We start from the raw sequence: 23,903 nt of genomic DNA, 5'->3' as shown, positions 1-23,903 counted from the left end.
ACCTTCTGCCCGCCCATTCACGCACCCCTGTTGTGAATGGGCGGCCGCGTTGTAGATTCACCGCGTGCCCGCCCCCGACACCGACCCCCGGCTCCTGCGCGCCTTCCTCGCCGTCGCCGAGGAGCTGCACTTCACCCGGGCCGCCGCCCGGCTCTTCGTCGCCCAGCAGGCGCTGAGCCGGGACATCCGCCGACTGGAGCGCGAGCTCGGTGCGGAGCTGTTCGTCCGCACCACCCGGCAGGTCGCGCTCACCCCGGACGGCGAGCGTCTGCTCCCGTACGCCCGCCGGGTGCTCGACGCCCACGACGGACTCGCCGCGGCCTTCAGCGGCGGCCCCGCCCGGCCCCTGCTGGTCGACCTCAACAGTGACGGGACGACCGCCGCCCGGGTGCTGGAGCGGGCCCGTGAACTCGCCCCCGAGTGCGAGCTGATGGCACGGTTCGAGTCCGGGCTCACCTGGGCCGCCTCCGAGATCCTGGCCGGCCGGCTGGACGTCTCCTTCGGCCGGGCCGCCGGGCTCGCCCCGGGGGTGCGCGCCGGGCTCTCCGTACAGCCGGTGCGGTACGAGCCGATGGCCCTGATGCTGCCCGCCTCCCACCCGCTCGCCGGGCGCGCGGCCATCCCGCTGTCCGAGCTGTCCGGGACGACCGTCCACGCGGGCGCGGGCAACGAGCGGACGCGGGAGTGGACGGAGCTCGCGGCGCTGCTGTTCGCCGCGTGGGACATCGAACTGGCACCGCCCGTTCCGCTCGCCGTAGGGGTGGCCGAATTCCAGCGCGTCATCGCCAAGGCGGGCCACCCTGTCCTGGCGGTGGTGGACTTCCCGCCGCTCCCGGGGGCCGTGGTCCGCCCGCTCGTCGATCCCGTTCCGCTTTCGCCGCTGATGCTGGTCTGGCGCAAAGGCCTGAACCACCCCGGAGTGGACGCACTGCGTACGGCATCGGACCTGCTGGGTACGGCCCAGGGCTGGCTCGTACCCCCGCCCGGCGCCTGGCTGCCGGAGAGGGATCTGGCACTGATGCGCCAGGCGGTTCCGTAGCGGCGCATCTCACCGGGCCGCCTCCGGTCCGGTGAGAGCAAGGTTGCCCACCGGTCACCTCACGGCACTCCACCGAAACGCGCGCTCCCTAGCGTCGGGACCACACCCCGCAGCGACGGGGACACCACCCCGACCCCCCTGTGGAGGCGCGTGATGGCAGGCCGTTGGATCGAGACCTGGGAGCCGGAGGACGAGACGTTCTGGCGGGAGAAGGGCGAGCGCGTCGCCCGCCGCAACCTGTGGTTCTCCGTGCTCTCCGAGCACATCGGATTCTCCGTCTGGACCCTGTGGTCGGTGATGGTCCTGTTCATGGGACCGGAGTACGGCGTCGACCCGGCCGGGAAGTTCTTCCTGATCTCCACCGCCACCCTGGTCGGGGCGCTGGTGCGGGTGCCGTACACCTTCGCCGTCGCCCGGTTCGGCGGCCGCAACTGGACCATCTTCACCGCGGTCAGCCTGCTCGCCCCGACGCTCGCCGCGTTCTGGGTGATGGAACCGGGGACCTCGTACGGCACGTTCGTGGCGGTCGCCGCGCTCACCGGGATCGGCGGCGGCAACTTCGCCTCCTCGATGACCAACATCAACGCCTTCTTCCCGCTCCGCGAGAAGGGCTGGGCGCTCGGTCTCAACGCGGGCGGCGGCAACATCGGCGTCCCCGTCGTCCAGCTCATCGGCCTCCTCGTCATCGGCACCCTGGGCGCGGCCCACCCCCGGCTGGTGCTCGGCGTCTACATCCCGCTGATCGTGGTGGCCGCGCTCTGTGCCGCGCTGTACATGGACAACCTCCGGCCCGTACGCAACGACACCGGGGCGGCCAAGGAGGCCGTCCGGGACCCGCACACCTGGATCATGTCGATGCTCTACATCGGCACCTTCGGCTCCTTCATCGGCTACAGCTTCGCCTTCGGCCTGGTCCTCCAGACCCAGTTCGGCCGCACCCCGCTCCAGGCCGCCTCGCTCACCTTCATGGGCCCGCTGCTCGGCTCGCTGATCCGCCCCTTCGGCGGCCGGCTCGCCGACCGGCACGGCGGCGCCCGGATCACGCTGGCCGCCTTCGCCGCGATGGGGGCAGCCACCGCGATCGTCATCCACGCCTCCGCCACCGCGTCCCTCCCCGTCTTCCTCGTCGGCTTCACCGCCCTGTTCGTCCTGACGGGGCTCGGCAACGGGTCGACGTACAAGATGATCCCGGGCATCTTCCACGCCCAGGCGATCGAGAAGGGCCTCGACGGCGAGGCGGCCGCCGCCCACGGACGGCGGCTCTCCGGCGCCGCCATGGGCTTCATCGGGGCCGTCGGCGCCCTCGGCGGCCTCGCGATCAACCTCGCCTTCCGTCAGTCCTTCCAGACCTCCGGCACCGGCACCGCCGCCTTCTGGTCCTTCCTCGCCTTCTACGGCGTCTGCTCCGCCCTCACCTGGGTGGTATACCTTCGCCGCCCCGCGCCCGTGACCGCGAAGACGCAGGTCGGTTACGCAGAGGTGTAGAGACGGGACCTCCCGGGCCACGGGTGACGTAACGGCCGGGAAATACGGGGGAACCGAGCCTGTCACGCACCGTTGGCAGTCTCGGGCCTCCGCACCATCGCGTAACAGCGGGACACAGAAGCCGGGGACACGCCATGCAGGACGACGACACCACCCACGGCCCCCTCGCGGGCTTCACGGTCGGAGTGACCGCCGCCCGCCGCGCCGAGGAGCTCGCCACCCTCCTCAAGCGGCGCGGCGCCGCCGTCCAGCACGCCCCCGCCCTGCGGATCGTTCCGGTCGCCGACGACAGCGAACTCCTCGACGCGACGAAGGAGTTGATCGACCACGCCCCCGACGTAGTGGTCGCCACCACCGCGATCGGCTTCCGGGGCTGGGTCGAGGCGGCCGACGGCTGGGGCATCGGCGACGCGCTCCTGGAGCGGCTGCGCGGCGTCGAACTCCTCGCCCGCGGCCCCAAGGTCAAGGGCGCGGTGAGGGCCGCCGGGCTGACCGAGGCCTGGTCACCCGGGTCCGAATCGATGGCCGAAGTCCTCGACCGGCTCCTCGGCGAGGGCGTCGAGGGCCGCCGCATCGCCCTCCAGCTGCACGGCGAACCGCTCCCCGGCTTCATCGAGTCCCTCCAGGCGGCGGGCGCCGAGGTCGTCGGCGTCCCCGTCTACCGCTGGATGCCGCCGCAGGACATCGCCCCGCTCGACCGGATGCTCGACGCCACCGCCGCCCGGGCCCTGGACGCCGTCACTTTCACCAGCGCCCCCGCCGCCGCCTCGTTCCTGGGCCGCGCCGAGGTCCGCGGGCTGCTCCCGGAGATCCTGGGCGCCCTGCGCGACGACGTCCTGGCCGCCTGCGTCGGACCGGTCACCGCCCTCCCGCTCCAGGCCCGTGGCATCCCCACCGTCCAGCCCGAACGCTTCCGCCTGGGCCCCCTCGTCCAGCTCGTCTGCGCCCAACTCCCCACCACCGCCCGGGTCCTGCCCATCGCCGGCCACCGCGTCGAGATCCGCGGCCACGCCGTGCTGGTCGACGACGAACTGCGCGCGGTGCCGCCCGCGGGCATGGCCCTCCTGCACACCCTGGCCCGCCGCCCCGGCTGGGTGGTGGCCCGCGCCGACCTGCTGCGGGCGCTGCCCGGCAGCGGCACCGACGAGCACGCGGTGGAGACGGCGATGGCCCGGCTGCGCTCCGCGCTGGGGGCGCCGAGGCTGATCCAGACCGTCGTCAAACGCGGCTACCGGCTGTCGCTGGACCCGGCGGGGGACACCCCGGGCTCAGCTTCGCCACGCTGAGCGGTGACCCTGCCGTCCGGCCTCAACGGCGCCTCGCGCACATGCAGATGGCCGTCCAGCGGGAACTCCGGGGGCAGGGCGCTCAACAGCTCCGCGAACGCGTAACCGGCCTTCTCCGCCACCCGGCACGACGCCACGTTGTCCACCTGGTGCAGCAGCTCCAGCCGGACCAGCCCTTCGTCGGCGAAGGCCGTGAACGCCCAGTCGGTGAGCGCCTCCAGGGCCCGGGGCGCCACCCCCCGACCGCGTGCCCGCGCCACCGTCCAGTACCCCACCTCGGCCCGCTCGGGGCCGGGGCCCGGCCGCTTCAGCGCGAGGTTGCCGACCAGCTCCCCGCCCCGGCCCGGGTCCGTCACGGCGAAGCTGAACCGGGTGCCCGACTCCCATCCCTCGTACTGCGACTCCAGCCAGCGGGCGGCCTCTTCGGGCGTGGACGCGGGCGTCCGTATCCACTGCCGCATCGCCGGATCGTCGTACGCCTCCAGCAGCGCCGGTACGTCCTCCGCGCGCCAGGGGCGCATCAGCAGCGGGCCGGCGGTGAGCGTGATGCCCGGCCCGTGCGTTCCCCCGGTTGCTCCCCCGGCTGTTCCCCCGTGATCGTTCATGCCGTCACGGTAGCGGGGGTTACGGCCGGGCCCCGCCGGGGGCACTCTGGAGGGTGGCATCCGACCGGTGATCCCGAGGCGGTGACAGGCGCATGGCGGCGGGCAGGGGCGCGTACGTGTGGCGGTTCGACTCCGGCCGGATCTGTCTCGACCTGGTGGCCACCGGGCCCGCGGGCGGGACGCCTCGCGCCCGGGAACAGCTCGACGGACCGGGACGGCTCACCGACTGGCTGACCGCCGCCCGGCTCGTCCCGCCGGGCACGGCTCTGCGCGCGCTGGACGCCACCTGGCTGACCCGGTTCCGGCAGCTGCGGGCGGACGTGGACCGGCTGATGTCGGCCCAACTCGCCCTTGCGGAGCACGGGATCGACCCGGCGTCGGCCCAACTCGGCTGCCCCGGCTACGGGAACGCCCTGGACCGGGTCAACTCCCTTGCGGCCGAAGCCCCGCCGGGGCCGCGTGCGGTGCGCGGCGAGGGCGGGGCGCTGGTACGGACCCTGAGCGCCGAGCCCGGCTGCGCGGGGCTCCTCGCGGTCGTGGCGCGGGACGCGGTGGACCTGCTCACCGACCCGGTGGCGCGGGGAGCGCTGCGCCGCTGCGCGGGCGGGGCGTGCCACCGGCTCTACCTGGACACCTCGCGCGGGGGCCGGCGCCGCTGGTGCTCCGGCGAGGTCTGCGGCAACCGCGAACGGGTCGCCCGGCACCGGCGCCGGAGGATCTCGACGAAAGAAATATGAAGCGACGTTGAATGATCCGGCGCGCGCCCCCGTATCCCTCCCCGAAGAGCTCCATTCAGGGTCTCGACCAGGAGGTTCGGGTGCGCAAGGATGCGGCCGTGGCCGATGACCGTCCGCACAGGGCTCGACATCGCAGTGAGCCGCCCACGCCTCCTGACGGGATACCGGACGAGGAGCTGATGCGGGCGCTCTACCGCGAACATGCCGGGCCGCTGCTCGCGTACGTCCTCCGGCTCGTGGCGGGCGACCGCCAACGGGCCGAGGACGTGGTGCAGGAGACGCTCATCCGTGCCTGGAAGAACGCCGGCCGGCTCAACCGGGCCACCGGCTCCGTCCGCCCCTGGCTGGTGACGGTCGCCCGGCGCATCGTCATCGACGGCCACCGCAGCCGGCAGGCCCGGCCGCGCGAGGTCGATCCGTCGCCGCTGGAGGTCATTCCCGCGGAGGACGAGATCGACAAGGCGCTGTGGCTGATGACGTTGTCGGACGCGCTCGACGATTTGACGCCCGCGCACCGGGAAGCATTGGTCGAGACCTACTTCAGGGGACGTACGGTGAACGAGGCGGCCGAGGTGCTCGGCATCCCCAGCGGCACCGTGCGGTCCCGGGTCTTCTACGCACTCCGTTCGATGAAGCTCGCACTCGAAGAGAGGGGGATCACGGCATGAGCGACCAGCAGTGGCAGCCGTTCGGGCCCCGGCCTCCGGGACCCCGTATGCCCACCGGTCCCTCTCACCCCCCGCACTCCCCCTATCCCGCGGGTCCTGCACACCCCTCGGGGCCCGCGTACCTCTCCGGCCCCGGGCAGCCCCCGGGCCCCGGCTATCCGGGCGCTCCCGGCGGCCCCACCGGACCCGAGCCGCCGTTCGGCGGAGAGCCCGAAGGGAGCGAGCACGACGCGGCCGCCGCCTATGTCCTGGGCATCCTGGACGACGCGCAGGCGAGCGCCTTCGAGGCCCATCTCGCGGGCTGCGCCCGGTGTTCCGCGCATCTGGACGAGTTCGCGGGCATGGAGCCCATGCTCGCGATGCTGGCCGAGGCGCCGGCGGCGGCGCCCGGGGCCCGTCCCGTACCGCACGTTCCCGAGCGGCCCGCGCCCAAGGTGCTCGGCGGGCTGATGGACGAGGTGGCGCACCGCAGGCACCGGCGGACGAAGCGGAGCAGGTATCTGATCGCCGCGGCGGCGGCCCTGATCATCGGCGGGCCGGTCGCGGCCGTCGCCGTCACGGCGGGCGACGACGGCGGCCGCAGCGTCGCCGCCGTCGACCCGCACCCCACCAGCCCGGCCGAGGACGCCTTCTTCCAGCACATGACGGAGAAGGTGACGGCGACCGACCCCACCACCCGGGTCGGCGCGACGGTCGGGATGGAGGAGAAGGCGTGGGGCACCCACACGGTCCTGGAGCTGAAGAACGTCAAAGGACCGCAGAAGTGCACGCTCGTCGCCGTCTCCAAGACGGGGGAGGAGGAGGTCGTCACCTCCTGGTCCGTCCCGCAGTGGGGGTACGGCATCGAGGGTTCGACGCACGAGTCGGCGAAGAACCCGCTGTACGTGCACGGCGGCGCGGCGATGGCCCGTGAGGACATCGACCGCTTCGAGGTGCGCACGTTCGACGGGGAGCGGCTGGTGGAGATCGGCGCCTGAGCGGACCCGGCCGCTCCGGCGCGCCACCCCGGCGCGTCACCCAGGTCCGCGCTCCGACGCGTAATCGCAACACGCGTAACGGTGGACGGCGGGTGCGCCCGGGCCCCCCTTCGCATAGGGTTGACGGCTGCCCGATGCACGTCAGAAGGGGGCCTCGGTGGCCGCGCAGGATGCCGCTGTCGATTCGCTGCGGGACCGGGAAATCGGTGTCGAGCAGGATCATCTGGACCGCGTTTACCACCGTCTCGAAGAGAAGATCGACGAGGCGGAATTTCTCATGCACGACGCCGTCAAACGCGGGCAGGTCGGCACGCCCGGCGCCCTCGCCGAGCGGGACGCCCAGGTCTTCCGGGCGGGCGTCCACCTCAACCGGCTGAACAACGAGTTCGAGGACTTCCTCTTCGGGCGGATCGACCTGCTCCTCGGCAAGGACGGTGAGCGCGGCCCCGACGGCGCGTTCACCTCCGTCGAGCCGGCCGACGACGCCGTACGGGAGGACGCCACCGCCGACATCGCCGAGACGCTCCACATCGGCCGGATCGGGGTCCTGGACTCCGACTACGCGCCGCTGGTGATCGACTGGCGGGCCCCGGCCGCCGCCCCGTTCTACCGCTCCACCCCGAAGGAGCCCGGCCGCGTCGTACGCCGCCGGGTCATCCGCTCCAAGGGCCGCAAGGTCCTCGGGGTCGAGGACGACCTGATGCGCCCGGAGCTGACGGCGCATCTGGACGGCGAGAAGCTCCCGGTGATCGGCGACGGCGCCCTGATGGCCGCCCTCGGCCAGGCCCGCAGCCACACCATGCGGGACATCGTCGCCTCCATCCAGGCCGAGCAGGACCTGGTGATCCGGGCCCCCGCCGCCTCCGTCACCGAGGTCACCGGCGGCCCCGGCACCGGCAAGACGGCCGTCGCCCTGCACCGCGCCGCCTACCTCCTCTACCAGGACCGGCGGCGGTACGCGGGCGGCATCCTCGTCGTCTCCCCGACCCCGCTCCTGGTCGCCTACACCGAGGGCGTGCTGCCCTCGCTCGGTGAGGAGGGCCAGGTCGCGATCCGCGCGGTCGGCTCGCTCTCGGACGAGGCGGCGGGCGTCGAGGGCGCCACCACCTACGACGAACCGGCGATCGCCCGGATCAAGGGTTCCTCGCGGATGCTCCATGTGCTGCGCAAGGCGGCCCGGGGCGCCCTGGAGGCGCCGAAGCCGCCCAGCAGCGGTGGCGGCCAGCTCTCCTTCGGCGAGGAGCCCGCGCAGAACGGCACGGCGACCACCCCCACCCGGCTGCGCGTCGTCGCCTTCGGCGCCCGGGTCGAGCTGGAGGCCGACGAACTCCAGCGCGTCCGCCACAACGTGCTCAGCGGCACCGCCCCCGTCAACCTGCTGCGCCCGCGCGCCCGCAAGCTGCTGCTGGACGCCCTGTGGAGCAAGTCCTCCGGGCGCGGCCGCTACACCGACCCGCAGCTGGTGGCGGAGTTGCGGTCCTCCTTCGACGAGGACGTCTCCACCGAGACGCCGTTCCTGGAGTTCCTGAACGCGTGGTGGCCCGAGCTGACCCCGCGTCGGGTGCTGGCCGCGATGGCCGACGAGAAGCGGCTGGCCCGCTGGTCCCGGCGCATCCTCAACCAGGGCGAGGTGCGCCGGCTGGCCCGCTCCCTGAAGCGGCTGGACGCGGAGGGCAACGGTCCGCTCTCCGTCCACGACGTGGCGCTGCTGGACGAGCTCCAGGCCCTGCTGGGCACGGTGGTCCGGCCGAAGCGGAAGCGTGAGGCGGACCCGCTGGACCACCTCTCGGGGCTGGAGGAGCTGATGCCGCAGCGCGAGGAGACCCAGTGGGAGCGGGCCGAGCGGCTCGCGGCGGAGCGCACGGAGTACGCGCACGTCATCGTCGACGAGGCGCAGGACCTCACGCCCATGCAGTGGCGGATGGTGGGCCGCCGGGGCCGCCACGCCACCTGGACCATCGTCGGCGACCCGGCGCAGTCCTCCTGGTCCGACCCGGACGAGGCGGCGGCGGCCCGGGACGAGGCGCTCGGCTCCCGGCCCCGTCGCCGCTTCACCCTCACCGTCAACTACCGCAACCCGGCCGAGATCGCGGAGCTGGCCGCGAAGGTGCTGGCGCTCGCCATGCCCGGCATGGAGTCCCCGTCGGCGGTCCGCTCGACCGGGGTGGTGCCGCGCTTCGTGCCGGTCGAGGACGGCGACCTGGCCGCCACGGTCCGCGAGGAGGCGCGCCGGCTGCTGGCGGAGGTGGACGGCACGGTCGGCGTGGTCGTGGCGATGGACCGGCGCACCCAGGCCCGCGAGTGGCTCGCGGAGCTGGGGGAGCGGGTGGTGGCGCTGGGCAGCCTGGAGGCGAAGGGCCTGGAGTACGACGCCACGGTGGTCGTCTCCCCGGCGGAGATCGCGGACGAGTCCCCGGCCGGGCTGCGGGTGCTGTACGTGGCGCTGACGAGGGCGACGCAGCAGCTCACGGTGGTGTCGGGGGAGCGGGACATGCCGGACGAGGACGGGGTGCCTGACCTGCTGCGGGAGTGATCCTGAGCTGTTGCCCGTACGACGGGATCAGGTCGGCCCGTCGTACGGGAATCACTTCTCCGGGGTCTTTGTTACCTTGGTACTGGCACCGGCTCGATCCAAGCCCCCGGGCCCAACCTTCGTCGCTTCGAGCGACCACTTGCCGCGAGGCGAGCATGGCGGGTCGGTGCCACCTGAGTGAAGAAGACAGACCCGCGTCACCTGATGGTGGCGCGGGTCTGTTTTCGTTTACGGGACTCTTGAGGGCTCTTGGGGGTTCCGCCGAACGGGTGACTTCTCGTATGGTGGAAAACACTTTCCGAAAGAAGATGCTCATTACCGGCTACCGGTCGGTAGGTGCGACGATCGGGAAGCGTGACCGGAACGAGGGTTCCGGATGCGAAGCAATGAAGCTTGAGGAAAGCGAAGGACTCGGCCATGGCAACGGCGCCCAGCGTCTCGTACTCGATGACGGTCAGGCTGGAGGTGCCCGCGAGCGGCACCGCGGTCTCCCAGCTCACCACGGCGGTCGAGTCCTCCGGAGGGTCGGTCACCGGCCTCGACGTCACGGCGTCCGGCCACGAGAAGCTCCGGATCGACGTCACGATCGCCGCTTCCTCCACCTCGCACGCGGACGAGATCGTCGAAGGTCTGCGCGACATCGAGGGCGTCGTGCTGGGCAAGGTCTCCGACCGTACGTTCCTCATGCACCTCGGCGGCAAGATCGAGATGGCGTCCAAGCACCCCATCCGCAACCGTGACGACCTCTCGATGATCTACACCCCCGGCGTCGCCCGGGTCTGCATGGCCATCGCCGAGAACCCCGAGGACGCCCGCCGCCTCACCATCAAGCGCAACTCCGTCGCAGTCGTGACGGACGGCTCCGCGGTGCTCGGCCTCGGCAACATCGGCCCGATGGCCGCGCTGCCCGTCATGGAGGGCAAGGCGGCCCTCTTCAAGCGCTTCGCGGGCATCGACGCCTGGCCGATCTGCCTGGACACCCAGGACACCGACGCCATCGTCGAGATCGTCAAGGCGATCGCCCCCGGCTTCGCGGGCATCAACCTGGAGGACATCTCCGCACCCCGCTGCTTCGAGATCGAGGCCCGGCTGCGCGAGGCCCTGGACATCCCCGTCTTCCACGACGACCAGCACGGCACCGCCATCGTCGTCCTGGCCGCCCTGACCAACGCCCTGCGCGTGGTGGGCAAGAGCATCGGGGACGTACGGGTCGTCATGTCCGGTGCCGGAGCCGCCGGTACGGCCATCCTGAAGCTGCTGATCGCCGCCGGTGTCAAGCACGCCGTGGTCGCCGACATCCACGGCGTCGTCCACTCCGGACGCGAGGACCTGGTCGCCGCCGACCCCGAGTCGCCGCTCTGCTGGATCGCCGACAACACCAACCCCGAGGGCGTCACCGGCACCCTCAAGGAGGCCGTCGTCGGCGCCGACGTCTTCATCGGCGTCTCCGCCCCGAACGTCCTGAACGGCGACGACGTCGCGGCGATGGCGGACGGCGCGATCGTGTTCGCGCTCGCGAACCCGGACCCCGAGGTGGACCCGGCGATCGCCCGCGAGACGGCGGCCGTCGTCGCCACCGGCCGCTCCGACTTCCCCAACCAGATCAACAACGTGCTGGTCTTCCCGGGTGTCTTCCGCGGTCTGCTGGACGCTCAGTCCCGCACCGTCAACACGGAGATGATGCTCGCCGCCGCCGGAGCCCTCGCCGACGTGGTCGCCGAGGACGAGGTCAACGCGAACTACATCATCCCCTCCGTCTTCAACGACAAGGTCGCCGGTGCGGTCGCCGGAGCCGTCCGCGCGGCCGCCAAGGCCGCCGCGGGCGCCGGAGCCGCACCCGCCGACGCCATCTAGGGCACCCGGTTTCGCGGGGTCCATCAGGGGTACGCGGGAAACACCCCGGGCCGCACCCGCCCGTGCCGTACGGCGCGTCGCGGGTCGCGGCGCCCCAAACGCCCCTTTAGGGTGGGCGGGCAGTGGGCCCCGTAGGGCCCGGCATCCGCTGCGGACCGCTAAGGGAAGCCGACGGAACGTCACCACGAGCAGACAGTGGCGCTTTTCGTTGACCCTGAAGGGTTCCGGATTGGCTTTCCCGCCGCAGGTGGGGGCAGGATGCGTAATCGGGCGCGAGGGTCTGACATCAGACCCGGGTCCGGGGACTGTCAGAGGGCCCTGGCAGCATCGGCTTCGATCTCACGCCTCACAGGCAAGAAGAACACGGGAGTAACAACATGAACCGCAGTGAGCTGGTGGCCGCCCTGGCCGACCGCGCCGAGGTGACTCGCAAGGACGCCGACGCCGTGCTGGCCGCGCTCGCCGAGACCGTCGGTGAGATCGTCGCCAAGGGCGACGAGAAGGTCACCATCCCCGGCTTCCTGACCTTCGAGCGCACCCACCGTGCCGCTCGCACCGCTCGCAACCCGCAGACCGGCGACCCGATCAACATCCCCGCCGGCTACAGCGTGAAGGTCTCCGCGGGCTCGAAGCTCAAGGAAGCCGCCAAGGGTAAGTAACCCTCAAAGGCGCAAGGAGGGCGGTCACCCCCGACCAGGGGTGGCCGCCCTCGCGCATGCCACGGGCACATGCGCCCCGCTCAGGCGCTCGCACGCCGCCGGGCTCACCCGGGGTCAGGGATGCATCCGCGCGCCCTTGAGGGCCTTGTCCACGGCGTTGCGGGGCCCGTACACGAGCAGCCCGACCAGATCCAGCGCGTCCCGCCCCACCGCCCGTACCGCCGCCCGGTTGTCCCGGTCGTTCCCCGTGCCGAACAGGTCCGAGGTGAACACGGCCGTCGTCAGGGACCGGGAGAGCGCCTTGGCGTGCGCGGCGGTCAGCGTCTCCTTCGCCCCCTCGAAGACCAGCACGGGCTGCCGGATCATCGGGAGGTACGGGGTGGAGTCGGCGTCCTCGTAGGGCTCGCCGATCACTTCGGGCGCCACCGTCCCCAGGCCGCTGACCAGGAAGGCGGTCACGTTCAGACGCTGCCAGGTCTCCAGGTCGTCGCGGAGCAGCACCGCGACCTTCGTGTCGAAGCGGACGGGAGCCTCGCCGGTGGCCGTGGTTCCGCTCGCTGTCTCGTGCGTGTTCGTCATGGTCCGAGCCTGGCCGTCGGCCCTCGCACGATTCTTGTACGTTCTTAGCGTGACGCCCAGGCAACCGGCACCGCAGGAGATCTCCGCCTGGCGTCCGGCGGTCCCGGGCGTCGTGGAGGTCTTCCACGCCCGCTTCACCGAGCACGCCTACCCCATGCACGTGCACGACGCCTGGACGCTCCTGATCGTCGACGACGGGGCCGTCCGCTACGACCTGGACCGCCACAAGCGCGGCACCCCGGGCGGCACGGTGAGCCTGCTGCCGCCGCAGGTCCCGCACAACGGTTCGCCCGCGACCTCCGACGGCTTCCGCAAACGGGTGCTCTACCTGGACATGACGCAGCTCGACGCGGGGCTCATCGGGCCCGCCGTGGACACCCCGGACCTCGCCGACCCGCTCCTGCGCAGCCGTGTGGGCCGCCTCCACACGGCCCTGGCGGACCCGGGCGGGGCCTTCGAGGCGGAGAGCCGCCTGGCGTTCATCGGCGAGCGGCTACGGGGCCACCTGCGCCCCCGTACGGCCCCCGCGGGCCCGCCGCCCGGCCCGGGCGTCGCGAAGGACCTCCGCGACCTCCTGGACGAGCGGCTGGACGAGCGGCCGGGCGAGGGCATCACCCTGGCCGAGGCCGCCCGGCTGGTCCACGCGCACCCCGCCCATCTCGTACGGGCGTTCAGCGCGGCGTACGCGATCGCGCCGCACCAGTACCTGACGTCCCGCCGGGTCGACCGGGCCCGCCGGCTGCTGCTGGACGGCGTGCCGCCCGGGGAGGCGGCGGCCGCCGTGGGCTTCCACGACCAGTCTCACCTGACCCGCCACTTCAAGCGGATCGCGGGGACGACGCCGGGGCGGTTCGCGCGTTCCCGGACAGCACGGCGCCCCGGCCCCCTGTGAGGGGACCGGGGCGCCGTGTTCGCGCAGTGCTGTGTGCGGCAGCGCTGTGCGGTCAGACCAGGGAACCGCCCGGCAGCTCCACCTTCGCGCCGAGCTTCTCCAGCTTGTCCATGAAGTTCTCGTAGCCCCGGTTGATCAGGTCGATGCCGTGCACCCGGGAGGTTCCCTGCGCCGCCAGCGCCGCGATCAGGTACGAGAAGCCGCCGCGCAGGTCGGGGATGACCAGATCGGCGCCCTGGAGCTTCGTCGGTCCGGAGACGACCGCCGAGTGCAGGAAGTTGCGCTGGCCGAAGCGGCAGTCCGAGCCGCCCAGGCACTCGCGGTAGAGCTGGATGTGCGCACCCATCTGGTTGAGCGCGGAGGTGAAGCCGAGCCGCGACTCGTACACCGTCTCGTGGACGATGGACAGCCCCGCGGCCTGCGTCAGCGCCACCACCAGGGGCTGCTGCCAGTCGGTCTGGAAGCCGGGGTGGACGTCCGTCTCCAGCGCGATGGCGTTGAGCGCGCCGCCCGGGTGCCAGAAGCGGATGCCCTCGTCGTCGATCTCGAAGGCGCCGCCGACCCGGCGGAAGGTGTTCAGGAAGGTCATCATCGAACGCTGCTGGGCGCCGCGTACGTAGATGTTGCCCTCGGTCGCCAGCGCCGCCGACGCCCAGGAGGCCGCCTCCAGACGGTCCGGGATCGCCCGGTGGGTGTATCCGTCGAGCTTGTCGACACCGGTGATCCGGATGGTCCGGTCGGTGTCCATGGAGATGATCGCGCCCATCTTCTGCAGTACGCAGATGAGGTCCTCGATCTCCGGCTCGACGGCCGCGTTGGACAGCTCGGTGACGCCCTCGGCGAGGACGGCGGTGAGCAGCACCTGCTCGGTGGAGCCCACCGAGGGGTACGGCAGCCGGATCTTGGTGCCGCGCAGCCGCTGCGGGGCCTCCAGGTACTGGCCGTCGGCCCGCTTCTCGATGGTCGCGCCGAACTGGCGGAGCACCTCGAAGTGGAAGTCGATCGGCCGGCCGCCGATGTCGCAGCCGCCCAGGCCCGGGATGAAGGCGTGGCCGAGGCGGTGCAGCAGCGGGCCGCAGAAGAGGATCGGGATGCGCGACGAACCCGCGTGGGCATCGATGTCGGCGACGTTCGCCGACTCGACGTGCGAGGGGTCGAGGATCAGTTCGCCCGGCTCGTCGCCGGGGCGGACGGTGACGCCGTGCAGCTGCAGCAGTCCTCGGACCACCCGTACGTCACGGATGTCGGGAACGTTGCGGAGACGGCTGGGCCCGCTGCCGAGCAGCGCGGCGACCATTGCCTTCGGCACCAGGTTCTTGGCGCCTCGGACGCGGATCTCGCCCTCCAGCGGGGTGCCGCCGTGGACAAGCAGGACATCGTCTGTGCCGGTCATGTATCTCGCGTTCCGGAGTGGTCGGGCAGGGGGCCAACGAAAAGGGTAATGGCCTCCTACCCCCGTTCCGTAAGGCGAAGGGGGGTGTACGAACGTCATGAATCCGCCACAACACCCTCCGCGCACCCGATCTTGCGGAGGGTCACCGTCCGGATGGCTCCCGGATCCTCCCCGTACGGTGCGCTCCCCGTGCCTCCGTGCGCCCTGAGCTGCGCTCGCTCTCCTGAGGTGGTCATCACGGCCGCCGGGACCCCGCGGAGGGCGAAGATGCGGGATCATTTCTGCCATGACGGAGGTGTCCTCGCTCACAGGGCGACTGCTCGTGGCCACACCCGCCCTCGCGGACCCGAATTTCGACCGCGCGGTGGTGCTCCTCCTCGACCACGACGAGGAGGGCTCCCTCGGCGTGGTCCTGAACCGCCCGACCCCGGTCGGCGTCGGTGACATCCTCGGCTCCTGGGCCGGGCTGACCGGTGAGCCGGACGTCGTCTTCCAGGGCGGCCCGGTCTCGCTCGACTCGGCGCTCGGCGTGGCGGTGATCCCCGGCGACGAGGGCCCGCTCGGCTGGCGCCGGGTGCACGGGGCGATCGGCCTGGTCGACCTGGAGACCCCGCCGGAGCTGCTGGGACCGGCGCTGGGCTCGCTGCGGATCTTCGCCGGGTACGCGGGCTGGGGGCCCGGTCAGCTGGAGGGCGAGCTGACCGAGGGCGCCTGGTACGTGGTCGAGTCGGAGCCCGGTGACGTCTCCTCGCCGCGCCCGGAGAACCTCTGGCGCGCGGTGCTCCGGCGGCAGCGCAGCGAGCTGGCGATGATCGCCACGTATCCGGACGACCCTTCGCTCAACTGAAGGCCCGCTTCTTCAGTACCCTTGGCGGTTATGAGCACTCTTGAGCCCGATCGCGGGGCAGGTACGGGGACCCTCGTAGAGCCGACGCCGCAGGTGTCGAGGGGCGACGGCGACCACGAGCGCTACGCCCATTACGTCCAGAAGGACAAGATCATGGCGAGCGCCCTGGAGGGCACTCCCGTGGTCGCACTGTGCGGCAAGGTCTGGGTGCCGGGGCGCGACCCCAAGAAGTACCCGGTCTGTCCCATGTGCAAGGAGATCTACGAGTCCATGGGCGCCGGCGGCGACAAGGACAAGGGCAAGGGCGGCAAGGACAAGGGCAAGAAGTAGGCCCGGGCTCCCACTCCGGCCGGGCTCCCACTCCGTCTTCCGAAGGCCCCCGGCACACGCGTCGATCGCGTGTGCCGGGGGCCTTCGGCATGCCCGGGCTCCGGCCTCCGCGCCGCTGGTGACGGAACGTGACCGCTCGTGCTCGCGTTGCGCGGGCTGCGTCGGCGGGTCACAGAGTGGTGGAGACCACTTGTCGGGCGCCGGAACCGGACTTACTCTCCTGCCAGTTGTGCAGAACGAAACGCACGTTGCACATGATGCAACGAATGACCGGTAGGGGTTCCCGGATGAAGCTTTCTGCCCGAATTGCCGCCCCGGTTGCGGCGCTTGTGCTGGCGGGCCTCACCGCCACCGCCTGCGCGCCGCAGACCTCCGACACCAGTGCGAAGGGTGACGAGAAGAGCGGGACTCTCCGTGTCTGGCTCTTCCAGGAGGTCGGCAACAAGCCCAAGGAGAAGGTCGTCGACGACGCGGTCGCCGCGTTCGAGAAGAGCCACGAAGGCGCGAAGGTCGAGGTCGAGTACATACCCGTCGACACTCGCGCCCAGCGCATCAAGGCCGCCTTCAACGACCCCAAGAGCGCCCCGGACCTCATCGAGTACGGCAACAGCGACACCGCCGGATACGTCAAGGACGGCGGACTCGCGGACGTCACCGAGGAGTTCGGCGCCTGGGAGGAGGCCAAGGACACCGACCCGATCGCCAAGCAGTCCGTCACCGTCGGCGACAAGGTCTACGGCGCCCCCTTCTTCGTCGGCGTCCGGGCCCTCTACTACCGCACCGACGTCTTCAAGGACCTCGGCATCGAACCCCCCAAGTCCCAGGCCGAGCTGATCTCCACCGCCAAGAAGATCCGCAAGGAGAAGCCGGACCTCTACGGCCTCGCGGTCGGCGGCGCGTACACCTACGGGGCGATGCCCTTCATCTGGTCGCACGGCGGCGAGATCGCGGGCGAGAGCGGCGGTACGTACAAGTCGGCCATCAACAGTGAGAAGGCCCGCAAGGGCATCGAGGCCTACACCTCCCTCTTCGGCGACGACAACTGTCCGGCCGCCAAGTGCGCCTCCATGGGCGGCAACGCCACCGTGACCGCCTTCGCCTCCGGCAAGGCCGCCATGGCCATCGGCGGCGACTTCAGCCACGCGGCCGTCGAGGCGGGCTCGGTCAAGGGCAAGTACGCGGTCGTCCCGCTGCCCGGCATCGCCCCGAACTCCATCGCCCCCGCCTTCGCGGGCGGCAACAACATCGGCGTACTGAAGAGCAGTTCGCACCGCACCCTCGCCGTCGACCTGATGAAGTCGCTCACCGGCAAGAAGACCCAGGCCGAGATGTTCGACGCGATGGGCTTCCTGCCCACCTACACCGACGTCCTGGACAACGCCGCGAAGAAGCAGCCCTTCGTCGCCCCGTTCGTCCAGACCCTCGGTGCCGGTGCCAAGTTCGTCCCCGCCTCGCCCGCCTGGGGCCAGATCGACGCCTCGCTGGTCCTGCCGAACATGTTCCAGGAGATCGTCTCCGGCCGTAAGGACGTGGCGCAGGCCTCGGACGACGCGGCGAAGAAGATGGACGCGGCCTTCACCGACGCGGGCTGACGATGACCACACCCACCACCGCTCTCAAGGCTCCGGCCCCCGGTGCGTCCGGGGCGGGCGCGGGCACTCCCGCCGCCCGTCCGCCCCGGCGCGGCCGCCCGGTGTCCCCCCGGGGCCACTCCGGCTGGACCCCCTGGCTCTACCTCCTGCCCGCCCTCGTCCTGCTCGCCGGGCTGCTGGTCTACCCGATCTACCAGCTCGGCCTGATCTCGTTCCTGGAGTACACCCAGGCCCAGGTCAGCGGCGGCGAACCGACCACCTTCAAGGGCTTCGGCAACTACGCCACCCTCTTCAACGACAGCCAGTTCTGGCAGGTCCTCCTCGCCACCGTCCTCTTCGCCGCCGCCTGCGTCGTCTCCACCCTCTTCGTCGGCTGCGCGCTCGCCGTCCTGCTCACCCGCATCCGCGCCCTGCCCCGGCTGGTGCTGATGATGGCCGCGCTCGGCGCCTGGGCCACCCCCGCGATCACCGGCTCGACGGTCTGGGTCTTCCTCTTCGACCCCGACTTCGGACCCGTGAACAAGGTGCTCGGCCTCGGTGACTTCTCCTGGACGTACGGGCGTTACAGCGCCTTCGCGCTCGTACTCCTCGAAGTCCTGTGGTGCTCGTTCCCGTTCGTCATGGTCACCGTGTACGCGGGCATCCGGGCCATCCCCACCGAGGTGCTGGAGGCCGCCTCGCTGGACGGCGCCTCCCAGTGGCGGATCTGGCGGACCATCATGGCGCCGATGCTCAAGCCCATCCTGATCGTCGTCACCATCCAGTCGATCATCTGGGACTTCAAGGTCTTCACCCAGATCTACGTCATGACCAACGGCGGCGGCATCGCGGGGCAGAACCTGGTGCTCAACGTGTACGCGTACCAGAAGGCGTTCGCGTCCTCGCAGTACAGCCTCGGCTCCGCCATCGGCGTCGTGATGCTCGTGATCCTGCTGGCCGTCACGCTGGTCTATCTGCGCCTGGTGCGGCGCCAGGGGGAGGAACTGTGAGCGTACGTACGGCGCTACGCGTCAAGCGGCCCGGCAGGCTGGCGGCCGAGGCCACCGCCCTGGTGATCGCGGTCGCGGTCGCCTTCCCCCTCTACTGGATGGTGCTCTCCGCCTTCAAACCGGCCGGGGAGATCCAGTCGACCGAGCCCCGCCCCTGGACGCTCGCCCCCTCCCTCGACTCGTTCCGCCGGGTCTTCGAACAGCAGGACTTCGGCCGCTACTTCCTCAACAGCCTGCTGGTGGCGGGCACGGTGGTCATCCTCTCGGCGCTGGTCGCCTTCCTGGCCGCCACCGCCGTGACCCGCTTCCGCTTCAAGTTCCGCACCACCCTGCTCATCATGTTCCTGGTGGCGCAGATGGTGCCGGTGGAGGCGCTGACCATCCCGCTCTTCTTCCTGATGCGGGACTTCGGCCAGCTCAACACGCTCGGCTCGCTGATCCTGCCGCACCTGGCCTTCTCGCTGCCGTTCGCCATCTGGATGCTGCGCGGCTTCGTCAGAGCGGTTCCCGAGGCCCTGGAGGAGGCCGCCTACATCGACGGGGCGAGCCGCACCCGCTTCCTGTGGCAGATCCTCTTCCCGCTGGTCTTCCCGGGCCTGGTGGCGACGAGCGTCTTCTCCTTCATCACCACCTGGAACGACTTCCTGTTCGCGAAGTCGTTCATCATCAGCGACACCTCCCAGTCGACGCTGCCGATGGCGCTGCTGGTCTTCTTCAAACCGGACGAGAACGACTGGGGCGGGATCATGGCAGCCTCGACGGTGATGACCATTCCCGTCCTCGTCTTCTTCGTACTCGTACAGCGACGCCTCGTCTCCGGACTGGGCGGAGCGGTTAAGGACTGACGTCATGACACCCGATGACACGGCGGCTCCCGGCCTGATCCCCGCGCCGCGCGAAGTGACCTGGGGAGCACCGGGGGCGGAGCCGTTCCGGCTGGACGCGGCGACCGTTCTCGCCGCCGCACCGGGCGCCGAGGGCGTCGCCCGGCTGCTGCGCGCCACCGTCGGCGCGGCCACCGGATTGCCGCTCGCCGACGGCACGGAGGGCTCCCGCGTGGAGCTTTCGCTCGACCCGGCGCTGGCCCCCGAGGCGTACGGACTGGTCGTCGACGGCGACGCCGTACGCATCACCGGCGGCAGCGCGGCCGGCCTGTCCTGGGGGGCGCAGACCTTCCGTCAGCTCCTCGGCCCGGACGCCTTCCGCCGCGCGCCGGTCGCCCCGGGGCGCACCTGGGACGTCCCGGCGGTGGTCGTCGAGGACGCGCCGCGCTTCTCCTGGCGCGGCCTGATGCTCGACGTCTCCCGGCACTTCCTGCCCAAGGACGACGTCCTGCGCTACCTCGACCTCCTCGCCGCGCACAAGCTGAACGTCTTCCACTTCCACCTCACCGACGACCAGGGATGGCGCGTCGAGATCAAGCGCTACCCGCGCCTCACCGAGGCCGGCGCCTGGCGCTCCCGTACCAAGTACGGCCACCGGGCCTCCGAGCTGTGGGACGAGACGCCGCACGGCGGCTACTACACCCAGGACGACATCCGCGAGATCGTCGCCTACGCCGCCGAGCGGCATATCCGCGTCGTCCCCGAGATCGACATCCCGGGCCACTCGCAGGCCGCCATCAGCGCGTACCCCGAGCTGGGCAACACCGACGTCATCGACACCACCACCCTCTCCGTCTGGGACACCTGGGGCATCAACCCGAACGTACTCGCCCCCACTGACAACACCCTCCGCTTCTTCGAGGGCGTATTCGAGGAACTGCTCGACCTCTTCCCCGCCGCCACCTCCCCGTTCATCCATGTCGGCGGCGACGAGTGCCTCAAGGACCAGTGGAAGGAGTCCCCGACCGCCCAGGCCCGGATCGCCGAACTCGGCCTCAAGGACGAGGACGAGCTCCAGTCCTGGTTCATCCGCCACTTCGACAGCTGGCTCACCGCCCGCGGCCGCCGTCTCATCGGCTGGGACGAGATCCTCGAAGGCGGCCTCGCCGAGGGCGCCGCGGTCTCCTCCTGGCGTGGGTACGCGGGCGGCATCGCGGCCGCCGAGGCCGGGCACGACGTGGTGATGTGCCCGGAGCAGCAGGTGTATCTGGACCACCGTCAGGACGGCGGCCCCGACGAGCCGATGCCCATCGGGTACGTCCGCACCCTGGAGGACGTCTACCGCTTCGAACCCGTTCCGCCGGGGCTGAGCGAGGAGGCCGTACGGCACATCCTCGGCACCCAGGCCAATGTGTGGACCGAGGTCATGCAGAACAGGTCGCGCGTCGACTACCAGGTCTTCCCGCGCCTCGCCGCCTTCGCCGAGGTCGCCTGGAGCTCCCTGCCGGCCCCGGCCGACCGGGACTTCGCAGGATTCGACGCGCGCATGACCGACCACTACGCCCGGCTCGACGCCCTCGGCGTCGACTACCGCCGGCCGGGCGGCCCGCTGCCGTGGCAGCGGCGGCCCGGCATCCTCGGTCGCCCGATCGAGGGAGCGCCGCCGGCGGTGTGAGCCCCGGGACGGTCCGCGCCGGAGCATCTCCGGCGCGGACCGAACGGCCTCCGGACGAACGCCCCCGGAACGAACGGCCCGGGCGAACAGCCTCCGGAACGAAGGGAATAAGTCGTACAAGCATCGCTGAAGAGTGGCAATTCACCCTCCACTCCGAAGAGGTGCGAAACCGGATCATCCCCCAGGTCAGGGACGGATCCACCCTTCGCGGACCCTCGCGCCGGTCCCATCGGAAGATGTGCCAGAGTTGCCACGTCCGGCCTGTGAACACGTACCGTACGGCGGAACAGGCGGACCAGCCGGGAGACCGGGAAGGGGCAGCTGGGTTGACCACGCACGCACCGCAGGCGATGCAGTCGGTGACGCTGCCGGCCTCGCTCGACGAGGCCGTGGCGGCGCTGGAAGCCATGCCTGCCGCCGTCCCCGTGGCGGGGGGAACGGACCTGATGGCGGCCGTGAACAAGGGGCTCCTGCGCCCCTCGGGACTGGTCGGCCTCGGCCGGATCAGCGAGCTGCGCGGCTGGCACTACCAGGACGGCCACGCCCTGCTCGGCGCCGGCCTCACCCACGCCCGCATGGGACGGCCCGACTTCGCCGCCCTGATCCCCGCCCTCGCCGCCTCCGCGCGCGCGGCGGGCCCGCCCCAGATCCGCAACGCCGGAACCCTCGGCGGCAACATCGCCACCTCCGCGCCGACCGGCGACGCCCTGCCGGTGCTGGCCGCCCTGGAGGCCGAGCTGGTCGTCGCGGGACCCGGCGGGGTCCGCCGCGAGATCCCCGTCTCCCACCTGCTGGCGGGCCGCGAGATGCTGAGCCCGGCCGAGCTGATCGGCTTCGTCCGCGTACCGCTGCTGCACGCCCCGCAGGTGTTCCTCAAGGCCACCGGCCGCACCGGCCCCGGCCGCGCCACCGCCTCGGTCGCCATCGTGCTCGACCCGGCCCGGCGCGGGGTGCGCTGCGCGGTCGGCGCCATCGCCCCGATGCCGCTGCGCCCGCTGGAGGCGGAGCGCTGGATCGCCTCGCTGATCGACTGGGACGGCGAGCGGGGCCTGGCCCCCGACGCGCTGGCCGCCTTCGGCGAGTACGTCGCCGCCGCCTGCATCCCGGACCACGAACCGCCGGCCGACGGATCGGAGACCCTGCCGCTCTCCCCGGCCGTACTCCACCTGCGGCGCACCGTCGCCGCGCTCGCCCGACGCGCACTGGGGAGGGCACTGTCGTGAGCAATGAGGAACACCCCGACCCCCGGTACGAGGGCTGGGAGCCGACGCCGCAGAGCGGTGAGTACGACGCGGACGCCACCGCGTTCGTCCAGCTGCCGCCGGAGGACCTGGCCAACATCCCGCTGGCCGCGCCCGGCCACGGGTACGTACCGCCGATGATCGTCCCGCTGACCCCGGCCGCCGGTCTGGACCCGGCCGCGACGGGCAGCTGGGTCGTGCAGACGCAGAGCCAGCAGCAGGCGCAGGCCGAGCGGCGCGCCCAGGAGCAGGCCCCGGGGGCGGTGCACTGGCCGGACCCGAACGAGCAGGGCGGCTACGCGCAGCCGTACCAGGAGACCTCGCACTCCACGGCCCAGTGGAACTTCACCGAGGCGATGGGGGAGCAGCCCGGGCAGCCCGGTGCGGGGGAGGGCTCCGGGGAGTACCAGGAGCACACGGCCCCCGGCGACCACGCGGGCCACCCGGACCGCACCGGCCACACCGACACCTCCGCGCACACGGACCTCTCCGCACAGACAGACCACGCGAACCACACAGGCCACACCGGCCACACCGGTCAGTGGACGATCCCGGTCGCGGACGGGGATCTTCCGGACGAGTCGGGCGAGTTCCTGGCCTCGGCGGCAGCCGCGCAGCAGTGGTACGCGGACGACACGCGCCCGGCCACGCTCCCCGGCGGCGCCCCCGCCCCCTGGGCGACGCAGCCGCAGGCACAGCCGCAGCCCGAGGAGTCCCCGGCGCCCGCGCTCCCCGCCCCGGACGAGGAGCGCACGGCGGCCCACCCCGTCGCGGACCCCGGCCCCGAGACCGACGGCCACCCGCTCCCCGGCGACGAACCGGAAGCGGAGGAGCCGCCGGCGGAACCCCTCGCCGCGGCGGACGCGGAACCGGAAGCGGAGTCCCCGGCCGCCCCCGGCCCGGAAGCCGCCGCCGCCCCCGAGGCGGAAGCGGAACAGACCCCCGAAGCGGAACCGGAGCCGGACCCGGCCCACGACCCCGCTCACGACCCGTCCCACGACCCGGTCGCAGCCCCCCTCGACGTACCGAGCGAGCACCCCGCCGCCTCCTACGTCCTCCACGTCAACGGCGTGGACCGCCCGGTCTCCGACGCCTGGATCGGCGAGTCCCTGCTCTACGTGCTCCGCGAGCGCCTCGGCCTCGCCGGCGCCAAGGACGGCTGCTCGCAGGGCGAGTGCGGGGCGTGCAACGTCCAGGTCGACGGCCGCCTCGTCGCCTCCTGCCTGGTGCCGGCCGCCACCGCCGCGGGCAGCGAGGTCCGTACGGTCGAGGGGCTCGCCGTCGACGGCGAGCCCTCCGACGTCCAGCGGGCGCTCTCCGCCTGCGGGGCCGTCCAGTGCGGCTTCTGCATCCCCGGCATGGCGATGACCATCCACGACCTGCTGGAGGGCAACCACGCCCCCAGCGAGCTGGAGACCCGCCAGGCCCTCTGCGGCAACCTCTGCCGCTGCTCCGGCTACCGGGGCGTGCTCGACGCGGTCGCGGACGTCGTGGCGGCCCGTGAGGCGAGCGCGGAGGCGTCCGCCGCCGCCCAGGACGAGGCCCGCATCCCGCACCAGGCCGAGCCCGGCGCCGGCGGCGTACAGCACCAGCCCCACCCGCACTCCCACTCGCACGAGGGAGGCGCGCAGTGATCGACGCGCGCAGACCCACGGCATCCGGACAGCACCCCGTGACACCACAGGTCACCCCCCGCCC

The 23,903-nt window shown here is 72.0% G+C and carries 21 protein-coding genes; 18 read left to right on the top strand and 3 right to left on the bottom strand.

Annotation, left to right across the window (positions count from 1 at the left end):
• The first annotated feature begins 64 nt into the window (after positions 1 to 64).
• The 3 genes from IF17_RS0119955 (at position 65) to IF17_RS0119945 (ending at position 3,810) form a co-directional block, all read left to right on the top strand.
• Positions 65 to 1,039 carry a LysR family transcriptional regulator gene (locus tag IF17_RS0119955; RefSeq protein WP_030567827.1) on the top strand — a complete coding sequence of 325 codons (975 nt, stop codon included), beginning with the start codon at positions 65 to 67 and terminating at the stop codon, positions 1,037 to 1,039.
• Between the two features lie 153 nt (positions 1,040 to 1,192).
• Complete coding sequence (locus IF17_RS0119950) at positions 1,193 to 2,524, top strand: nitrate/nitrite transporter (RefSeq protein WP_030567826.1); 1,332 nt, start codon at positions 1,193 to 1,195, stop codon at positions 2,522 to 2,524.
• A 134-nt stretch (positions 2,525 to 2,658) separates the two neighbouring features.
• Positions 2,659 to 3,810, top strand: coding sequence for a uroporphyrinogen-III synthase (locus tag IF17_RS0119945; protein WP_030567825.1), 1,152 nt, complete (start codon positions 2,659 to 2,661; stop codon positions 3,808 to 3,810).
• Here the strand turns inward: IF17_RS0119945 and IF17_RS0119940 are convergent.
• Positions 3,753 to 4,415, bottom strand: coding sequence for a GNAT family N-acetyltransferase (locus tag IF17_RS0119940; protein ID WP_030567824.1), 663 nt, complete (start codon positions 4,413 to 4,415; stop codon positions 3,753 to 3,755). The genes IF17_RS0119945 and IF17_RS0119940 overlap by 58 nt on opposite strands.
• A gap of 92 nt (positions 4,416 to 4,507) precedes the next feature.
• Between IF17_RS0119940 and IF17_RS0119935 the strand changes: the two genes are divergently transcribed.
• The 6 genes from IF17_RS0119935 (at position 4,508) to IF17_RS0119910 (ending at position 11,843) form a co-directional block, all read left to right on the top strand.
• On the top strand, positions 4,508 to 5,152 hold the full coding sequence (locus IF17_RS0119935; RefSeq protein WP_030567821.1) for a CGNR zinc finger domain-containing protein: 645 nt from the start codon (positions 4,508 to 4,510) through the stop codon (positions 5,150 to 5,152).
• Between the two features lie 80 nt (positions 5,153 to 5,232).
• A complete protein-coding gene (locus tag IF17_RS0119930; RefSeq protein WP_076966337.1) occupies positions 5,233 to 5,820 on the top strand; it encodes a sigma-70 family RNA polymerase sigma factor in 588 nt (195 codons plus the stop codon).
• Positions 5,817 to 6,797, top strand: a complete 981-nt coding sequence (locus IF17_RS1000000137910) for an anti-sigma factor family protein (RefSeq protein ID WP_030567818.1) — start codon at positions 5,817 to 5,819, stop codon at positions 6,795 to 6,797. The genes IF17_RS0119930 and IF17_RS1000000137910 overlap by 4 nt, the downstream gene beginning before the upstream one ends.
• 157 nt (positions 6,798 to 6,954) lie before the next feature.
• Positions 6,955 to 9,330, top strand: a complete 2,376-nt coding sequence (locus IF17_RS0119920; protein ID WP_030567816.1) for a HelD family protein — start codon at positions 6,955 to 6,957, stop codon at positions 9,328 to 9,330.
• 417 nt (positions 9,331 to 9,747) lie between these two features.
• The gene (locus tag IF17_RS0119915) at positions 9,748 to 11,184 is read left to right on the top strand and encodes an NAD-dependent malic enzyme (protein ID WP_030567814.1); all 1,437 of its coding nucleotides are present in this window, start codon (positions 9,748 to 9,750) and stop codon (positions 11,182 to 11,184) included.
• Between the two features lie 377 nt (positions 11,185 to 11,561).
• A complete protein-coding gene (locus IF17_RS0119910; protein WP_003968811.1) occupies positions 11,562 to 11,843 on the top strand; it encodes an HU family DNA-binding protein in 282 nt (93 codons plus the stop codon).
• Between the two features lie 114 nt (positions 11,844 to 11,957).
• Here IF17_RS0119910 and IF17_RS0119905 read toward each other — a convergent pair whose 3' ends face one another.
• The gene (locus IF17_RS0119905) at positions 11,958 to 12,422 is read right to left on the bottom strand and encodes a DUF2000 domain-containing protein (RefSeq protein ID WP_030567812.1); all 465 of its coding nucleotides are present in this window, start codon (positions 12,420 to 12,422) and stop codon (positions 11,958 to 11,960) included.
• On the opposite strand from IF17_RS0119905, the gene IF17_RS0119900 reads away from it, so the two are divergent.
• Positions 12,421 to 13,314, top strand: a complete 894-nt coding sequence (locus IF17_RS0119900; protein WP_425315172.1) for a helix-turn-helix transcriptional regulator — start codon at positions 12,421 to 12,423, stop codon at positions 13,312 to 13,314. The two genes, IF17_RS0119905 and IF17_RS0119900, sit on opposite strands and share 2 nt — an antisense overlap.
• Positions 13,315 to 13,366: 52 nt before the next feature.
• On the opposite strand, the gene murA is transcribed toward IF17_RS0119900, so the two are convergent.
• Positions 13,367 to 14,707, bottom strand: a complete 1,341-nt coding sequence (murA, locus tag IF17_RS0119895) for a UDP-N-acetylglucosamine 1-carboxyvinyltransferase (RefSeq protein ID WP_015608864.1) — start codon at positions 14,705 to 14,707, stop codon at positions 13,367 to 13,369.
• A gap of 286 nt (positions 14,708 to 14,993) precedes the next feature.
• On the opposite strand from murA, the gene IF17_RS0119890 reads away from it, so the two are divergent.
• The 8 genes from IF17_RS0119890 to IF17_RS0119855 all read left to right on the top strand — a co-directional run bounded on the left by IF17_RS0119890 (position 14,994) and on the right by IF17_RS0119855 (position 23,839).
• Positions 14,994 to 15,554, top strand: a complete 561-nt coding sequence (locus IF17_RS0119890; protein WP_018512335.1) for a YqgE/AlgH family protein — start codon at positions 14,994 to 14,996, stop codon at positions 15,552 to 15,554.
• 30 nt (positions 15,555 to 15,584) lie between these two features.
• Positions 15,585 to 15,884, top strand: a complete 300-nt coding sequence (locus tag IF17_RS01000000136585; protein ID WP_029395429.1) for a DUF3039 domain-containing protein — start codon at positions 15,585 to 15,587, stop codon at positions 15,882 to 15,884.
• 287 nt (positions 15,885 to 16,171) lie between these two features.
• Positions 16,172 to 17,476, top strand: coding sequence for an extracellular solute-binding protein (locus IF17_RS0119880; protein ID WP_030567808.1), 1,305 nt, complete (start codon positions 16,172 to 16,174; stop codon positions 17,474 to 17,476).
• A gap of 2 nt (positions 17,477 to 17,478) precedes the next feature.
• Complete coding sequence (locus IF17_RS0119875; protein WP_030567806.1) at positions 17,479 to 18,465, top strand: carbohydrate ABC transporter permease; 987 nt, start codon at positions 17,479 to 17,481, stop codon at positions 18,463 to 18,465.
• Positions 18,462 to 19,310, top strand: coding sequence for a carbohydrate ABC transporter permease (locus IF17_RS0119870; protein ID WP_030567804.1), 849 nt, complete (start codon positions 18,462 to 18,464; stop codon positions 19,308 to 19,310). Before IF17_RS0119875 ends, IF17_RS0119870 begins: the two co-directional genes overlap by 4 nt.
• Before the next feature lie 4 nt (positions 19,311 to 19,314).
• A complete protein-coding gene (locus IF17_RS0119865; RefSeq protein ID WP_030567802.1) occupies positions 19,315 to 20,964 on the top strand; it encodes a beta-N-acetylhexosaminidase in 1,650 nt (549 codons plus the stop codon).
• Between the two features lie 326 nt (positions 20,965 to 21,290).
• The gene (locus IF17_RS0119860; protein ID WP_030567800.1) at positions 21,291 to 22,187 is read left to right on the top strand and encodes an FAD binding domain-containing protein; all 897 of its coding nucleotides are present in this window, start codon (positions 21,291 to 21,293) and stop codon (positions 22,185 to 22,187) included.
• The gene (locus IF17_RS0119855; RefSeq protein ID WP_030567798.1) at positions 22,184 to 23,839 is read left to right on the top strand and encodes a 2Fe-2S iron-sulfur cluster-binding protein; all 1,656 of its coding nucleotides are present in this window, start codon (positions 22,184 to 22,186) and stop codon (positions 23,837 to 23,839) included. Before IF17_RS0119860 ends, IF17_RS0119855 begins: the two co-directional genes overlap by 4 nt.
• Positions 23,840 to 23,903 lie beyond the last annotated feature (64 nt).

The sequence above is a fragment of the Streptomyces cyaneofuscatus genome (assembly GCF_000718135.1).
In the GTDB taxonomy this organism is placed as follows: Bacteria; Actinomycetota; Actinomycetes; order Streptomycetales; family Streptomycetaceae; genus Streptomyces; species Streptomyces cyaneofuscatus.
Note: the sequence above shows the minus strand (reverse complement) of the source record. Positions and strands in the feature narration are given on the sequence as shown.

Coding starts and splice junctions, on each gene's coding strand:
- IF17_RS0119915 (WP_030567814.1), top strand. CDS start 9,748: ATGGCAACGGCGCCCAGCGTCTCGTACTCGATGACGGTCAGGCTGGAG.
- IF17_RS0119890 (WP_018512335.1), top strand. CDS start 14,994: ATGACGGAGGTGTCCTCGCTCACAGGGCGACTGCTCGTGGCCACACCC.
- IF17_RS0119945 (WP_030567825.1), top strand. CDS start 2,659: ATGCAGGACGACGACACCACCCACGGCCCCCTCGCGGGCTTCACGGTC.
- IF17_RS0119910 (WP_003968811.1), top strand. CDS start 11,562: ATGAACCGCAGTGAGCTGGTGGCCGCCCTGGCCGACCGCGCCGAGGTG.
- IF17_RS0119880 (WP_030567808.1), top strand. CDS start 16,172: ATGAAGCTTTCTGCCCGAATTGCCGCCCCGGTTGCGGCGCTTGTGCTG.
- IF17_RS0119935 (WP_030567821.1), top strand. CDS start 4,508: ATGGCGGCGGGCAGGGGCGCGTACGTGTGGCGGTTCGACTCCGGCCGG.
- IF17_RS0119905 (WP_030567812.1), bottom strand. CDS start 12,422: ATGACGAACACGCACGAGACAGCGAGCGGAACCACGGCCACCGGCGAG.
- IF17_RS1000000137910 (WP_030567818.1), top strand. CDS start 5,817: ATGAGCGACCAGCAGTGGCAGCCGTTCGGGCCCCGGCCTCCGGGACCC.
- murA (WP_015608864.1), bottom strand. CDS start 14,707: ATGACCGGCACAGACGATGTCCTGCTTGTCCACGGCGGCACCCCGCTG.
- IF17_RS01000000136585 (WP_029395429.1), top strand. CDS start 15,585: ATGAGCACTCTTGAGCCCGATCGCGGGGCAGGTACGGGGACCCTCGTA.
- IF17_RS0119865 (WP_030567802.1), top strand. CDS start 19,315: ATGACACCCGATGACACGGCGGCTCCCGGCCTGATCCCCGCGCCGCGC.
- IF17_RS0119950 (WP_030567826.1), top strand. CDS start 1,193: ATGGCAGGCCGTTGGATCGAGACCTGGGAGCCGGAGGACGAGACGTTC.
- IF17_RS0119900 (WP_425315172.1), top strand. CDS start 12,421: ATGGTCCGAGCCTGGCCGTCGGCCCTCGCACGATTCTTGTACGTTCTT.
- IF17_RS0119875 (WP_030567806.1), top strand. CDS start 17,479: ATGACCACACCCACCACCGCTCTCAAGGCTCCGGCCCCCGGTGCGTCC.
- IF17_RS0119940 (WP_030567824.1), bottom strand. CDS start 4,415: ATGAACGATCACGGGGGAACAGCCGGGGGAGCAACCGGGGGAACGCAC.